General features: G+C 39.3%; 11 protein-coding genes. All 11 read right to left on the bottom strand.

Features of this window, described 5'->3' with window-relative positions; all coding sequences use genetic code 11:
• Positions 1-19: 19 nt before the first annotated feature.
• Positions 20-988: a nucleoside recognition domain-containing protein gene (locus tag BK581_RS16375; RefSeq protein ID WP_078579174.1), complete on the bottom strand. Its 969-nt coding sequence runs from the start codon at positions 986-988 to the stop codon at positions 20-22.
• A 36-nt stretch (positions 989-1024) separates the two neighbouring features.
• Positions 1025-1894, bottom strand: coding sequence for a prolipoprotein diacylglyceryl transferase (gene lgt, locus BK581_RS16370; protein ID WP_078579173.1), 870 nt, complete (start codon positions 1892-1894; stop codon positions 1025-1027).
• Between the two features lie 255 nt (positions 1895-2149).
• Positions 2150-3088, bottom strand: a complete 939-nt coding sequence (gene hprK, locus BK581_RS16365; protein WP_078579172.1) for an HPr(Ser) kinase/phosphatase — start codon at positions 3086-3088, stop codon at positions 2150-2152.
• 293 nt (positions 3089-3381) lie between these two features.
• Positions 3382-3738, bottom strand: a complete 357-nt coding sequence (locus BK581_RS16360; RefSeq protein ID WP_078579171.1) for a phage holin family protein — start codon at positions 3736-3738, stop codon at positions 3382-3384.
• Positions 3739-3740: 2 nt separating this feature from the next.
• Positions 3741-3935 carry a PspC domain-containing protein gene (locus BK581_RS16355; RefSeq protein WP_078579170.1) on the bottom strand — a complete coding sequence of 65 codons (195 nt, stop codon included), beginning with the start codon at positions 3933-3935 and terminating at the stop codon, positions 3741-3743.
• A 27-nt stretch (positions 3936-3962) separates the two neighbouring features.
• Complete coding sequence (locus BK581_RS16350) at positions 3963-5129, bottom strand: DUF4097 family beta strand repeat-containing protein (protein ID WP_078579169.1); 1167 nt, start codon at positions 5127-5129, stop codon at positions 3963-3965.
• 356 nt (positions 5130-5485) lie between these two features.
• Positions 5486-8365 (bottom strand): excinuclease ABC subunit UvrA, encoded by a 2880-nt coding sequence (gene uvrA, locus BK581_RS16345; protein WP_078579168.1) that lies wholly within the window; start codon positions 8363-8365, stop codon positions 5486-5488.
• A gap of 8 nt (positions 8366-8373) precedes the next feature.
• Positions 8374-10371, bottom strand: coding sequence for an excinuclease ABC subunit UvrB (gene uvrB / locus BK581_RS16340; RefSeq protein WP_078579167.1), 1998 nt, complete (start codon positions 10369-10371; stop codon positions 8374-8376).
• 618 nt (positions 10372-10989) lie between these two features.
• The gene (locus BK581_RS16335; RefSeq protein ID WP_078579166.1) at positions 10990-12588 is read right to left on the bottom strand and encodes a PDZ domain-containing protein; all 1599 of its coding nucleotides are present in this window, start codon (positions 12586-12588) and stop codon (positions 10990-10992) included.
• A gap of 362 nt (positions 12589-12950) precedes the next feature.
• Positions 12951-14423 carry a S41 family peptidase gene (locus tag BK581_RS16330; RefSeq protein ID WP_245829110.1) on the bottom strand — a complete coding sequence of 491 codons (1473 nt, stop codon included), beginning with the start codon at positions 14421-14423 and terminating at the stop codon, positions 12951-12953.
• A gap of 375 nt (positions 14424-14798) precedes the next feature.
• Entirely contained in the window at positions 14799-16193 is a 1395-nt protein-coding gene (locus tag BK581_RS16325; RefSeq protein WP_078579165.1) for a murein hydrolase activator EnvC family protein, read from the bottom strand.
• Between the last annotated feature and the right edge of the window lie 11 nt (positions 16194-16204).

The raw sequence follows: 16204 nt of genomic DNA, 5'->3' as shown, positions 1-16204 counted from the left end.
TTCATAATTCAAAGCTAGCTTATGACGAACGATGAGAATAAGAGATAGCTGATTGCTCTTCGTGTTTTAACTTCTTTTTTTCGAGTCTGTTCCACACAAAAGCAACCGTCACTGTCAACAAAGTAGCTACGATAAGGCGAACGGCAAGTAACGGCCAAAGCGGGATACCTAATGGTGCAAAAATAAGAGTATCCTCAATAACAGCATGACATGCTACTAAAAAAATAAACACGAGATAGAGATCCTTTTTACTTACCCCGTCCTCTTTAACCGCCTGAATCATAACCCCTGCACCGTACGCTAATCCAAACACTAATCCAGACGCCAACGTTGTCGCTGTATTAGGTTTGACACCAAGCAGCTTTGTAAATGGACTCATCCATTTTGAAAAAACAGGCAGCCACTGTAAATCTTTCATTATTTGAATAAAAAGCATAATAGGAATCACAATTATGGCAAGTTGACCAATTCCGAATAGAGCACTCTCTATTCCATGTAGGATAATATAACCGTACCCTTCAATCGTTTCTGATCCACTGGCTGGTATAAAACCGTACGTCGCTTTCTCTTCACCGCCTTGCCAAAACAAGTGAATAAGCCACGCAGATATAAAAGCAAGTCCAAGACGAACTAATAATACAATCGATACTTTTAAACCCACTTGTTTGGCCACAGCTGATTCAATGAAGAGATTATGGGAAAATGAAAGCATCACAGCTAGAATGAAAACTTGTTTCACCGTTAAATCCATTGTCAACATGGCGCCTATACCTGCATACAAATTGAGCACATTCCCTAAAACAATTGGAATAGCGGCTTCACCAGTTAAACCGATCCATCCCATAAAAGGAGATAGTAGTTTTGTTAACCAATCCATCACCACTGTATGGCCAAGTATGGTGACAATCAATGTGACAGGAAAGATAATTTTCCCAAGTTTCCATGTCGTCAGAAGACCGCTCTTCAAACCATTTTTTAATGTTTTCATCCGGCTGGCCCCCCTTCTGTTGACATAGCAAATCTGTTACTTCTTTTTCTTCGGTTTACTTCGTTTTTGTTTATTTGATTTAGAAGTAGTTCCATCATCTAAATAACGCGGGGCTGACAACCCAGTTTTTCGGCGGTATATAAGAATAATAATACCTCCGATCACCGTGATTATAGAAACGATTTGAGCAGTTCTTATCACGTCTAAAATCAGTAAATTATCAGTTCTAATACCTTCGATAAAGAATCGTCCTACTGAATACCATATAGCGTACGAGATGAATAATTCCCCACGACGTAAGTTAACACGACGTAACCAGAGCAAGAGTATAAAACCGATAATATTCCAGACAGATTCATATAGAAATGTCGGATGATGATAAGCACCTTGTATATACATTTGATTAATAATGAAGTCTGGAAGCATTAAGTTCTCTAAAAAACTTCTAGATACCTCACCACCGTAAACTTCCTGATTCACAAAATTACCCCAGCGCCCAATAGCCTGCCCTAAAATGATACTCGGTGCAGCAATATCTGCAATCTTCCAAAAAGATAAGCCTTTTATTCTCGCATAGATATAGGCTGTTAATAGAGCGCCTATTAATCCGCCATGAATGGCCAGACCACCTTCCCAAATATAAAAAACCCGCACCGGATTTTCCGCAAATTGCTCCCAACGGAAAATGACATAATAAATTCTAGCGCCTACAATAGCCGCCGGTAATGCGAAAAGGAGCAAATCAGCAAACATATCGGCAGGCATACCCCGCTTCTTCGCCTCACGATTAGCAATGAGGTAACCGATAAAAGCTCCAAGCCCAATTAATAAACCGTACCAATAAACAGTGAAGGGCCCAAGTTCAAATGCAACTGGATTCAACGGTTGGATCGTTCCGATAAACATATGTACACCTCTTTTTCTTATAATAGCTATGTCTATGTTATATAACGCCACACTTCTGTATGGAACAAGTAAATAACATAGAATGACCGTGATACCTTTATGACCAAATTTTCAAGGACAGCAGGCCAGCCAACTGTCCATTCATTTTATAATGTATCATACATGTGAAAAATAGTTGAAGAAAATACCTTCAAATAAAAATAAAGCTTTTCTTTCACAAGTGAACCGTTTTAATTATGAAAAGTTCCCTTGTCATTAATACTCTTCTCTGTCACTTTCTTCAATAACATGATTAAGCCGTTCAGAGAACTGTTCTGCTGCATTAATCCCCATCCGTTTCAAGCGAAAATTCATCGCTGCTACTTCTATAATAACAGCTAAATTTCGCCCAGGTCTCACAGGGAGTGTTATTTTAGGTAAGTCAGTATCAAAAATTTTAATTGTTTCTTCATCTAATCCAAGACGATCGTATTGTTTTTTTTGATCCCATATTTCTAAGTCTATCGTTAATCCGATTCGCTTGAAGTTCCTAACAGACCCTGCACCAAAAAGTGTCATAACGTTGATAATCCCAAGTCCACGAATCTCTAACAAGTGTTTAATCAATTCAGGAGCTCTTCCTACAAGAACATTATCATGTTCCTCTCTAATCTCTACAGAATCATCTGCCACGAGGCGATGTCCCCTTCTAACAAGATCCAACGCCGTTTCACTTTTTCCTACTCCACTTGATCCAGTAATGAGAACACCTATGCCATAAATATCAATTAACACGCCATGTACTGCTGTCATCGGTGCTAAGCGGCTTTCTAAAAATGTTGTCAATTGACTACTCAAGCGTGTTGTCGTCATTGGAGAGGAAAGAACAGGGACTCCCACTCTATCTGCCGCTTCAATGAGGTTTTCAGGCGCTTCCATTCCTCTTGAAAGAATGATTGCAGGTGTATCATATGTACATAGCCCTTCCATCCTATCAATTTTCGCCTCTTCATCTAATTCATCATAGAACGACATTTCTGTTTTACCTAACAATTGAATCCGTTTAGCCGGATAGTATGTAAAATATCCGGCCATTTCCATACCAGGCCGTGATATATCACTTGTTGTTACTGGTCGAAACGCTACTGCTTCTTCATTATTTAACAGTTTAAATTTGAATTCTTTGATTAAATCTTTCGCTGTCACTTCTCCCATAGAAAAGCGCCTCCTTCTAGTTGATGGCATCTATTTAGTCACTACGTTTATTTTAGCATACCCATCATCTATCCGTTTGCAAAACATCAACTTGAATTTAAAGTAGATTATTTTATCTTAGACGGTTAGCCGCCAGGTGCATAATCCTATTGAATACGCTATTCAGCGTATCACTTTGACACTACTATGGACTATGGCTGTGGCACTTGAGAATTAAAATAAGTCGTGCAAATAAATTGATACTAAAAGACTCCGTTTGACTGTTGAATCTTAATCAAACGGAGTCTTTAGAGTTATCTTTTTGTAAAGGGATCCACGACAAATGAGTGAATAAGCGCACTGAGAATGGCGAAAATGATCGCTACAACAATGGCTAAACCAAATCCTTCGATGACAAAACTACTTCCCATAATAGAGGCAGTAAGCATCAATGTGACGGCATTAATAACGAATAGGAATAAGCCGAGAGACATAACAGTAACGGGCAAAGTCAAGACGACTAAGATCGGTTTCACGATTAAATTAACGATAGCTAGGATAACACTTGCTACTATTGCTGAGGAAATGCCTGCTACTTCTACACCTTGAAAAAAATGAGCGATAATAAGAAGAACCGCTGCGTTTACGATAATTTGGAGAAGCCACCCCATTCTTATGACACATCCATTTCATCTGGGATAACAAATATCCCGATAATATAGGCTAAAAAAATCCCCACATTAAATGGAATGATGAGAAGCAATAATACAATTCTGACGATCGTAGGATCAATATTAAAATAGTGCCCTAATCCTCCACATATTCCTGCAAGTTTACGGTCATGACTCGTTCGATATAAGCGCTTCATCTTCTACTTCTCTCCTTTGACACTTAGTTAATTATGAACAGAGATGGTACCTGTAGCTGCTTCTGCCTCAATGTAAAAGCTCGCTTCTGCCTGTTTATTTGAGAGGAAAGACATCTTTTTGCTCGCAAATTCTTTCTTTTCATCTATAACTGACATAGCTGGCAAATCACATTTAATGCCTCCAACAGAAGACTTTAATTCTCCCTCTGCCTTAATATTCTCAGGTAGATGCACATTCACACTGCCAGTAGTGGTTTTAATATATGCTCTGGCATCTGATGTCTTTAGAAGGGTATAATGAATGGTTCCATTAAGTGTTTCAGCTTCTAAATCTCCTCTTACGGTCTTGAGAGCAACCGTTCCATTCATTGTTTTGACATCGCATTGTCCTGCATTTAAGTGATCAAGTGAAACCGTGCCATTAACCGTTTCTAACTGCACACTCTCAGCATTTAGCTCGTTAAACGTGATTTTGCCGTTGACTGTACGACTATCAATACTCCTTACTGCCACATTTTCCCCTGCAATTTTGCCGTTAAACGCATAAAGTTTGATTTTTTCCAGTTCTTTTTTTGGTACATATATCATCGTGTTAACTTTCATCGATTTTTTACGAGATTCTAGCTTAAGTTTTTCATCATTATAATCAAACGTCACATCGTTTAAAAATTGTCGTCGTGCTTCTTCCGTATCTCGTACCTTATACACTTTCACATGACATTCCACTCGTATATCCTCTTCTCCCCAAGGAAGAAGGGTAATATTCCCATTCTCTATACGAATATCAACATCCTTTACAGGCGCATCGCGATGCTGAAAGATATGATGGACGTCAACAGATGACCCAAAATTAAAATCTAAATCTACTTCCTTTATTTTATGAACCGCTTCATCGATAAACTCTGAAAATTTCGTAGCAAAAGAAGAGGTTTTTTCTTGAGACCGACGATAGCCTTCTTTATCCCACTTAACATCTTTCGTCATATAATAATCCGTCTGTTTTTTCGTTGTCTCCTTTTCGCTGTCCATGGTCTCACTATGAGGCCCTCTAGCTTGTTCGTCCCCTTTCGACCGCTCTGGTGTGGCATCACTCTTACCATTTTCCTTTAATGCATTTAAGAGCTGTAACCCTTCCTCAGCTGAAATTTTCCCGTCTTCAATCATCTTTAGTATCATTTTTCTCTCTTCATGCATGGGAATTCCTCCTTTTATTATTAATCATAATTTACGTCATAATAGAGGTTGAGGTTTCAAAAGGCAAACATATCAAACCTTTCATCAGTGAGCTTTTTTTTCTTCTTCCACTCATTGGACGTTGAGTCAATCATGACTTAGCGTCTACTACCACCTCTCTATTTTGAGCAGAGTTTTACAGACGGTGATCTGTGATATATCGTATATATAGGTAGGCTTTGGCCATATAAGGTATTTACCCTCTTCACTTTCTATTATAAAGTCATATTACTAAAGTTAACACTAAAAAACACCATTAGTCGTTTTGCAACTGTCATAAAAGGAACCCCTGGATACATTATGTATCCAGGGACTCGTTATGAAGCGGATCCAGCCTGCTCTTTTTCCTTCATTCTTTCTGACATTCTAGCCCGTTCCCGTTCGAGTACCGGCTTTAAAAATTCGCCTGTATAGGATCCTTTCACTTTAGCTACTTCTTCAGGCGTCCCTTGTGCTACTAAGGTTCCACCTTTATCTCCACCTTCTGGTCCAAGGTCAATAATGTGATCCACTGTTTTAATCACATCTAAATTATGCTCAATAACAAGCACTGTATCCCCGTTATCTACAAGGCGCTGGAGCACTTTCAATAAGCGATCAATATCAGCCACATGTAACCCCGTGGTTGGTTCGTCTAAAATATAAAAAGTCTTTCCATTAGAACGCCGGTGCAGTTGGGAAGCCAGTTTAACACGCTGCGCTTCCCCTCCTGATAAGGTTGTAGCAGGCTGTCCAAGTTTCATATAGCCAAGGCCTACATCATAAAGTGTTTGGACTTTTCGCTTAATACGAGGAATATTTTCAAAAAAGTCTAACGACTCCTCTACCGTCATCGCTAAAACATCAGAAATATTTTTACCTTTGTAGGTCACCTCTAACGTTTCACGGTTATAGCGTTTGCCTTGACACTCTTCACATGGCACATAAACGTCTGGGAGAAAATGCATCTCAATTTTTATAATGCCATCACCTCGGCAAGCTTCACACCGCCCGCCTTTCACATTAAAGCTGAAACGCCCTTTTTTATACCCTCTCACCTTCGCTTCATTTGTCATGGCAAACATATCTCGTATATCGTCAAAAACGCCCGTATAAGTTGCTGGATTTGATCGCGGTGTTCTGCCGATCGGGGATTGGTTAATGTCAACAACTTTCTCCAATTGTTCAATTCCCTCAACAGTTTTTACTTTACCAGGCTTCGTTTTAGCAGTAGTCAATTTTTGTGCCAACGATTTGTACAAAATATCGTTAATGAGGGTACTTTTTCCTGAGCCTGATACACCTGTAACAGCTATTAACACCCCTAGTGGAAGAGTCACATTTGTGTTTTTAAGGTTATTCTCTTCTGCCCCTTTTATCTGTATCTTCCTTCCGTCAGGCTGACGCCTTTCCACAGGCAAGGGGATAAATTTGTCTCCTGATAAGTATTGCCCTGTTAACGAATGGGGATCTTTCATCACTTCTTCTGGTGTGCCTGTTGAACAAATTTCTCCTCCATGAGCCCCAGCACCTGGTCCAACATCTATTAAATAATCTGCAGCCATCATCGTGTCCTCATCATGTTCAACAACGATTAGTGTATTCCCTAAATCACGCATTCGTTCTAGCGTCTTTATAAGCCGATGGTTATCTCTTTGATGAAGCCCAATTGAAGGCTCATCAAGGATATAGAGTACTCCCATTAATGATGATCCGATTTGTGTAGCCAGTCTGATACGCTGAGCTTCTCCACCAGAAAGTGTGCCAGCCGCACGAGAAAGTGATAGATAGTCAAGTCCTACGTTAATTAAAAAGCCTAGTCTTTCTTCAATTTCTCGTAAAATCATCTTAGCAATGGCCATTTCTTTATTAGTTAAGCTGAGATTCTCAATAAATGCTTTCGCTTCAGTAATTGAAAGATTCGTTACTTGCCCAATATGACGTTCATTAATCTTAACAGACAATGCTTCTTTTGTTAGTCTATTGCCTTTACATGTTGGGCAAGGCTTTTGGGTCATGTACCCTTCCATTTGTTCACGAATATAATCCGATCCTGTCTCATGATAACGGCGAGAAATATTCTCTAAAACACCTTCAAAATAAATCTCTTTTTCTCTTACGCGACCAAACTCATTTTCGTATCGGAAATAGATTTTTTCACTCCCGCTACCATATAAGATTTTGTCCATTTGCTCTTTAGGTAGCTTTTCCACAGGGACATCCATATCAATCCCAAAATGATCACATACGCTTTTAAGTAATGATGGGTAGTAGCTGGAACTTACCGGCTTCCAAGGAATAATAGCATCTTCTTTTAAACTTAGGGAAGGGTCGGGAATAACTAGTTCAAGGTCCACCTCAAGCTTATGCCCTAATCCATCACACGATGTACACGCACCAAATGGGCTGTTAAATGAAAACATACGAGGTTCTAACTCACCGACGGAAAATCCACAATGAGGGCAGGCGTGTTTTTGACTAAATAATAGTTCTTCTTCACCGATGACATCGACGATAACGCGACCATCAGCTAAATTTAGCGCTGTTTCCATAGAATCAGTGAGTCGAGATTCAATTCCCTCTTTCATTACTATTCGATCAATCACTAATTCAATATTATGTTTTTTATTTTTGTCTAACGTGATATCCTCAGCTACTTCACGCATCTCACCATTCACTCTTACACGTACATAGCCCTGTTTCTTAATATCTTCTAATACCTTAACATGTGTCCCTTTTCGGCCAGAGACCATCGGGGCTAGTATTTGCATTTTGGTTCGTTCGGGGTACTCCACCAGTCTATCGACCATTTGTTGAACAGTCTGCGAACTGATTTCAATATGATGTCGCGGACAAATCGGCCTCCCTACACGGGCAAAAAGTAAACGAAGATAGTCATAAATTTCTGTCACCGTCCCCACGGTTGATCGAGGGTTTTTACTCGTGGTTTTTTGATCGATTGAAATAGCAGGAGAGAGACCTTCTATAGCATCAACATCAGGTTTATCCATCTGCCCTAAGAACTGGCGGGCATAAGCAGAAAGAGACTCTACATAGCGACGCTGACCTTCTGCATAGATCGTATCAAATGCTAGGGACGATTTCCCGGAACCAGACAGTCCAGTTAAAACGACAAGCTGATTCCGCGGGATTGTCACATCGATATTTTTCAAGTTGTGAGAGCGAGCCCCTTTAACAACTATATTGTCTAATGCCATATGTTCATTCACCCTTCCGCTTTCAATTCTATAATGACATCGCGAAGCTCTGCTGCCCGTTCGAAGTCCAGGTTTTTAGCCGCTTCTTTCATTTCTTTTTCCATTCGCTCGATGACTTGTTCGCGATCTTTCTTGCTTAATTTTTGTTTCGGTGCTTTCGTGAAAGCCTCGTACGCTTCTTCTTCTTCAGCAGCATAAGTAGCTTGAATGAGTTCAGGAATGGCTTTCTGTATCGTTTGAGGCACAATACCGTGCTTTTCATTATGTGCTTTTTGAATGTTGCGGCGACGTTTTGTTTCTTCTAGTGCTATCTGCATAGAATTCGTTATTTTATTAGCATACATAATGACGTATCCATTCGCATTTCTTGCTGCCCTACCCATCGTTTGAATTAAGGAACGCTCTGATCTTAAAAAGCCTTCTTTATCAGCATCCAATATGGCAACGAGTGACACTTCAGGAATATCAAGTCCTTCCCTCAATAGATTAATACCGACAAGGACATCAAATTCTCCTTTTCTTAATTCACGAATAATTTGAATGCGCTCTAGGGTTTTAATATCCGAATGTAAATACTTAACACGAATACCTACTTCTTTAAAGTAGTCTGTTAAATCTTCAGACATCTTTTTCGTTAACGTTGTGACAAGGACTCGTTCTTCCCTTTCCTTTCGCAATCGGATCTCTTCTATTAAATCATCAATTTGCCCTTCAATCGGGCGAATGTCGACCAATGGATCTAACAAACCGGTAGGTCGAATGATTTGCTCCACCATTTCAGGACAATGGTCAATTTCATATGGTCCAGGTGTGGCAGAGACGAATATAGTTTGATGTATATGTTTCTCGAATTCTTCAAATTTTAAAGGACGGTTGTCTTTAGCAGAAGGTAAACGAAAACCGTGGTCTACAAGGACACTTTTACGTGCCTGGTCCCCATTATACATCCCCCGTACCTGTGGAAGTGTCACGTGAGATTCGTCCACTACAATAAGAAAATCCTCTGGAAAATAATCGAGTAACGTATACGGTGTTGCACCGGCTTCTCGGAAGGTCAAGTGTCTGGAATAATTCTCAATGCCAGAACAGTAACCCATCTCGTGCATCATTTCAATATCATATCTAGTCCGCTGTTCAAGGCGTTGTGCTTCTAACAGCTTTCCTTGTTCATGAAGTGTTTTAAGCGTTTCTTCTAATTCCTTTTCAATATTAACAATTGCTCGCTTTAGTTTTTCTTCTCGAGTGACGAAGTGGGAAGCTGGAAAAATCGCGACGTGTTCCCGTTCTCCGAGAATTTCGCCAGTTAGCGCATCCACTTCAGTAATACGGTCTATTTCATCCCCAAAAAATTCGACTCGCAAACAATGTTCATCTCTTGAAGCTGGAAAAATTTCGACCACATCTCCCCGCACACGAAATGTTCCCCGGGTAAAATTGATGTCGTTTCGTTCATATTGCACATCAACAAGCTGTCTAAGAATGTCATTGCGCTCACGTTCCATGCCAGTTCTTAACGATACGACTAGGTCACCATATTCCTCTGGTGAACCGAGACCGTAAATACACGAAACACTCGCTACTATAATCACATCTTTTCTTTCAAACAATGAACTTGTTGCTGAGTGCCTAAGCTTGTCTATTTCATCGTTTATACTGGCATCTTTTTCAATGAATGTATCTGATTGAGGAATATAAGCTTCTGGTTGATAATAATCATAATAACTCACAAAATACTCTACCCGATTGTTAGGGAAGAATTCTTTAAACTCACTATATAATTGGCCAGCTAACGTTTTATTGTGAGCAATGACTAATGTAGGCTTATTTACTTCCTTCACCACATTTGATATTGTGAATGTTTTACCAGTTCCAGTGGCCCCAAGTAGGGTTTGATATTTTTCTCCGCTCTTAATCCCTTCAACGAGTTTTTTTATCGCTTGCGGCTGATCTCCTTGAGGGTCGTATGCAGAAACGAGCTCAAAAGGCGTTAAAGATTTCCCAGACACAGCACTTCCTCCTTTTCATCTCTATAAAACCAGGTTATGTATATGAATTAACAAAACAGCGGTATAACACCATTTACATCTGAGTTAAGTACTTTAAGGTTGCTCAACAACTTTTCACTAATTAAGATAAACTTCTATATCTTTTAACGAGGTTATCTCTTTAATATATTAAAATCAATTACTTCGCTTGATAAGGTAGCTTCTTCACTTTCTGCTTACAATGACATTTTTCATTATAGCATATTTTACACAAAACACGAACAAATATTCCCTTCAATATCAAAAAACCGAACAGCCCGTCGTAAACGTAATCTATCTAATCAAAAATATAACGTATAACAGTGGTTTATTTATTACTAACAGCATGGTCTTATATTTCTTACAATACACCTCTCATTCTCTTTTAAAACACTCATTTTTTAAATGTCTTAAGCCTCTCAATAAAACCCTTCAATCAGTGGGCGCTTTCGTTCCTCTCCCACTGATTGTTAGTTGCGTGAATCATAACATGAGCGTACGTTATCTCTCTCCTAATAATGCCGCTCTCCTCACGGACGGTTATCTGTGATAAAAAAAATGGTTGATAAACCGCCATTCGACAGTTTTCCAACCACACTTTTAGTCATTATATTCTTTCTTCTTCTCTTGTTCTTCTTCTATTTCGTCTTCCATTTTAGGACGCCATTTATTTCTTTCAGACTTCATTTTTCGAAATTCGTCATAAAAAGAGGTTAATCCTTCAGCTTGTCCGTAAGGTTTGCCTGTTTCATAAGCATCTTTAGCTGACTTAAAGAAAGCTTCTTTATCAACAACTTCTTCCTGAGAAACATGGGGTTGATCCGATTGATCCTCACTAGTATGATCATCATCTTCATGAGAAGTATCGTCATTTTCAGAACTAACGTTTTCCTTCGATTTTTCATGATCACTAGCCACTACCTCATCTTCTCTGTGTTCCTCACCCTCATTTTCCTTTTCGTGCTCAGTCAATTCTGATCTATCTTGGTTAATGACAACAGAAGAGCGAAGACCTCGGTACGACAGATTTCCGAACTCATCATCTGGAACAAACAAACAGCCTATTTGAAAATGATCGCCTTGAAAGATAGATGATTGGGCAAAGCGTAATTCGTCATTAGTATCTAGTACCTCTAATTTACAATAAGCAGAATTTTGCTGTAGCGCATCATAGAAATTCCGCTGGGAATAGACCTCACGTCCATTCGTTTTAACGATTATTTCACCTATCTCCAACCCCATCTTTGCAGCTGTAGAGCCAGGTAATACTCCTACAATCCGTAAGCCGCTCTCTCGGCGAGCAAAAAAACTTGTTTGACCTTTATCTTTTCGATGATATAATACAAAAATTAATTCTCTCGCTATTAAAACAACAGCTGGAATTAGCACTGCTACTAATGGGTAAAAATAGGACATAATCGCCAAAGGGGTGACACCTAGAGCCAAGAGCAACAACTGTTTCCCAACCCGTTTCACTCCTAGAACTGGTAACTCGGCATGTATGTTTAAACGGAATCCTAGCACAAATGGGAGAAGGGCAATCCCAAAAAATGTCCCTGGTATATCTAGTACTGGCCACCAGCCTGCACTAGTTAATTCTCCAACAGGAATAATTAAAAAAACAGGGATAAACCAAAAGCGCGAAGCTCGATGTTCACCAACTAGTTTTCCCCGCTTACTTTTGATAATAGCTGGTGACGTCTGTTTCCAGCCGTCTATTAATACAAGGATCGCTTCAGCGATAAGCAGCACTGTAATAAGTAACGCAACATTTAACAATGAGGTTGTCTCTAAATCATTTAACCAGCTATTCACTAACGGATGTTGGAATGTGAGTTCTGGTAGAAAGAAGACGATAAGCATCCCTAGTGAGACGATGGTCGTCATACTTAACCACCTAGCATTGCGAAAAGGTATCAATACTATCCACAACAATGACATTAAAATTAAAAAGCCGGGTTGTAAATAAATGCCTAGTAATAGTGTCACTGCCGACACTAGAATAGTAAATATTAAGGAAATGCCTAAGGGTGATACCACACATGAAACTACATCATATACACGGGTATGAAAATCCTTTCGCTCCCGTTTCACTCGCCGTAAATTATACAAAAAGATGACGAGTATGATCACATATGTAAGCGGGTGTAAAAAGAATCTACCTACTGCTTGAAGTATTTCAAATCCTATTACATCCATAATAACTGCCTCCTCGAACATACAGGAACCTTACGTACAAAATAGCCATGTTGTGACATAAACTCCCATACTGATTCTAACTGTCCCTTCCTTTCATTGTAAATGAATTTTCAGAAAAAAAAAGCTGTTTTTTAATAAAATTATTGATTTCCTTCAGAAGAAAGTGCTTCTTTCTCTCCACCCTGTTAAAAAAGGGTATGAACCCTTGTCAACCTGTATTTGTGATAGCATAGTTGATCCCTCTTACTAAAAAAGAAAAATCATTATTTGAATCCGTTCTTATATAGAGGAAAATAGTTTCACTTTACTGTCAAAATAAAAAATTAACCGGCTATCTTAGGAGATGACCGGTTAATAACAAGTTATTCTTTCGTCAAAAGCTCTAAAGCTTTCTTGAGTTGTCTATCATTTTTCTTGTTCTGAACTGCTTCAATGATTAACTCTTGCAAACGGTCAGCTGTTTCCTCATTAATTTCACCAGTGACGTCAAGTCCCTCATCATCTTGGAAGTCGGAGACGGTGTCTTCAGTCGTTTCATCAAAATAGCCATCAGTTCTTCCAGGTTTATACCCTAGCCCTTTAAGCATAATTTGAGCACTTGCAATATGATCGTTCGTCATATCAATCACTAGTGTCTCTTCAGCATCAATTGGGGAAACGTAGAAAAACTCAGGTTGTTCTACCTCAACAGTTGGCTCGACACCTTCCTCGTTAATGTCATTACCGTCCGACGTTAGCCATCTGAATAACGTTAATTTCATCTCACTTCCATCACCCATTGGCAGAGTTTGTTGAACGGTCCCTTTTCCAAATGTACTTTTTCCAACAACATCATAGCCACCAGCCTCTTTCAATGCCGCTGCAAGAATTTCCGAAGCTGAAGCACTTCCTTCATCAACTAAAGTGACAACTGGATATTCTTTTTCTTCTTCCAGATTTGAAAGATGACGCATCCGTTCACCTTCTCGGTCTTCTATTTGTACAATAGCTTCCCCCTCGGGTATTAACAGGCTGCCAATGTCTTCAACACTTTGCAAAAAGCCTCCAGGATTACCACGCACATCAATGATTAAACCATCAATTCCTTCATCTTCTAGTTTAATCAATTCCTCTTCAAAACGTTCTGCTGTATTTTCCGAGAAAGACCGTAATTCTATTAAACCAATTGATTGATCTTCTTCTTCAATAATCTCTCCGTATACTGTTTCAATTGGAATTTCATCACGTACAACATCAATTGATATAGGATCTGTTACTCCTGGGCGTTCTATAGTTAATGTGACAGTTGTCCCTTTCTCCCCACGAATTTTAGACACTGCCTCATAAAGAGAAAGCCCTTCAATATTCTCCTCATCAATTTCAATAATTTGATCATTTGGTCTTAGCCCAGCCTCTTCGGCAGGAGAGTCGCGGAATGGTGCTACAATTGTCACCTTTCCATTTGTCATACTCACTTCTGCCCCGATACCTTCAAAAGAAGAGTCTAACGACTCCATAAATTCTTTTGCAGTTGTTTCATCCATATATACTGAGTAAGGATCATCTAATACTTCTAACATACCATGGATTGCACCATCAAGGAGCTCAGATTCATCAACTTCATTCACATACTGTTCAGAAATAATGTCAAAAGCTCGCTCAAGTTTTTTTAACTGATCTTCTGTTATTTCTGGGTCATGTCCTTCATTACCTTCAGAATTGTCATTATTTCCTGACTCCATTACCATTGCTGCTTCATCATTATCTATCGCTGCTAAAGCAGTATACATTCCACCGGCTCCTAATAGGAGGGAGATCGCCACCGCAACCGGGAGGAGTATTTTATTCTTATTCACTTTCCCACCTCTTTTTCCCTAATTAAACTTTGGAAGATGTCGAAATCCCCCTCTAAGCTATCTTTATCATATCAAAGTTAGCCTAAATTATGAAATACTTCATTTAAGTAATTGAAGAATGTTTTAACATGTAGATCTTTATTAAGTCATCTCCCGTAAAATATACGATGTTAGAAGTTTATGTTTTGTCTCTGGTCATATTAAAGGCCTTTGACGATGTTTTATGCAAAAAGTAAGGGTGAACTTTTTCTATACATACGATCATCCGTTATTACTTTCCATTATATCGGAGCAAACTATTTAATCATCAAAAAAAGAAGAGTCCAGTATAATATACTATTGGACCTTCTTTTTTATTCATAGTTTCACTTGTTATTATGGTAAATAAGGGGCAGGGTTAACTGCTGATGAGCCTCCAGAATAGCCTCCAGGATGAACTTCGAAATGAAGATGGACCCCAGTGGAAGTTCCAGTTGTCCCCATTGTCGCAATGTTTTGACCTCTACTTACGCGATCACCAACAGACACATTGAAAGAAGCTAGATGGGCATATAACGTGGCATACGTTTTACCATCGATAACATGTGTAATGATAATCGTATTCCCATATCCTCCCATACTTCTCGCTGAAACAACTGTCCCTGCTTCAGCAGCAAATATACCTGTTCCACCATCTCGTCCGTAATCAATCCCATTATGTTGGCGTGTTGTCCCATAAACAGGATGTGTCCTACTTCCAAATCCCGACGTCACACGCCCATTAGCTGGTCTATGGAATGTAGCAGACCCTCCATTTGACGATGAAGCTGTTTCGTTGGAACTATTATTTGACGATGAGCTTGTACTATTGGAAGATGAGGAGCCGCTTGATTGACTCGCTTTTTCCGCTTCTTTTCGTTCAGCTTCTTGCCGTTCAGCCTCTTCACGCTGACGTCGCTCTTCCTCTTCCTTCTTTCGTCGTTCTTCTTCTAATCTTTTTTGTTCTTCTTCCCAAGCAGCCAGTTCTTGTTTCGCTGCCTCTTCTTGCGCTTTCAGAAGCTCTCTTTCTTCTTCAATAGATAAGAGGTTATCTTCAATTTCATATCCTTGTGCTTCTAAATCAGCTATTAAAACACCTTTAGCATCAAGTTGTTGCTCTAATTGATCTTTTAATACTTCCAATTCAGCCATTTGGTTTTCAAGGCTGGCTAATTCATTTTCTAGTTCTTCTGTAGCTATTTCAAGAGCTTCCATGTCTTCAATATGCTCCTCTAGAATAGCACGATCTTGTTGAGCAATTGAATTTAGGGCAGAAACACGCTCTACTAAATCCCCGAAGCTTTGCGCGCCAAGCACAACTTCAAGGTAGTTGACGTTACCGCCATTTTGATACATGGACTTCACTCGTTCTTTTAATAGCTCATCACGAGCAGCAATGCGTTCCTCTAACTCTTCTATATCTTCATGTAATTGTTCGACTCTCGCTGTTGTTTCCTCTACTTCCGCTTCTTTCGTACTAATGTGTTCATTAGTTTCTATTACTTCATCATCTAATTGTTTTATCTCTTCTTTAACATCATCTATCTCTTCTTCAATACTTTCTAATTCCTCTTCTTTTTCAGCAGCTTCACGTTCTTTTTCAGTTTGTTCCTGTTTATATGAATCTATGTCTCTTTCAAGGTCTTCACCTGTATTCGCATATGCTGTCTCATTATGTAGATTCAAAGAGCCAGAAAGCGCTGTAAAAACCAATACAGCAATCACTATAGTGAACGAAAATTTTCTTATCACGCATAAACCTC

The sequence above is a fragment of the Salipaludibacillus agaradhaerens genome, assembly GCF_002019735.1.
In the GTDB taxonomy this organism is placed as follows: Bacteria; Bacillota; Bacilli; order Bacillales; family Salisediminibacteriaceae; genus Salipaludibacillus; species Salipaludibacillus agaradhaerens.
Note: the sequence above shows the minus strand (reverse complement) of the source record. Positions and strands in the feature narration are given on the sequence as shown.

Excerpts from the sequence above, each read along its gene's own strand:
- BK581_RS16375 (WP_078579174.1), bottom strand. The coding sequence starts at position 988 with ATGAAAACATTAAAAAATGGTTTGAAGAGCGGTCTTCTGACGACATGG.
- lgt (WP_078579173.1), bottom strand. The coding sequence starts at position 1,894 with ATGTTTATCGGAACGATCCAACCGTTGAATCCAGTTGCATTTGAACTT.
- hprK (WP_078579172.1), bottom strand. The coding sequence starts at position 3,088 with ATGGGAGAAGTGACAGCGAAAGATTTAATCAAAGAATTCAAATTTAAA.
- BK581_RS16360 (WP_078579171.1), bottom strand. The coding sequence starts at position 3,738 with ATGGGGTGGCTTCTCCAAATTATCGTAAACGCAGCGGTTCTTCTTATT.
- BK581_RS16355 (WP_078579170.1), bottom strand. The coding sequence starts at position 3,935 with ATGAAGCGCTTATATCGAACGAGTCATGACCGTAAACTTGCAGGAATA.
- BK581_RS16350 (WP_078579169.1), bottom strand. The coding sequence starts at position 5,129 with ATGCATGAAGAGAGAAAAATGATACTAAAGATGATTGAAGACGGGAAA.
- uvrA (WP_078579168.1), bottom strand. The coding sequence starts at position 8,365 with ATGGCATTAGACAATATAGTTGTTAAAGGGGCTCGCTCTCACAACTTG.
- BK581_RS16335 (WP_078579166.1), bottom strand. The coding sequence starts at position 12,588 with ATGGATGTAATAGGATTTGAAATACTTCAAGCAGTAGGTAGATTCTTT.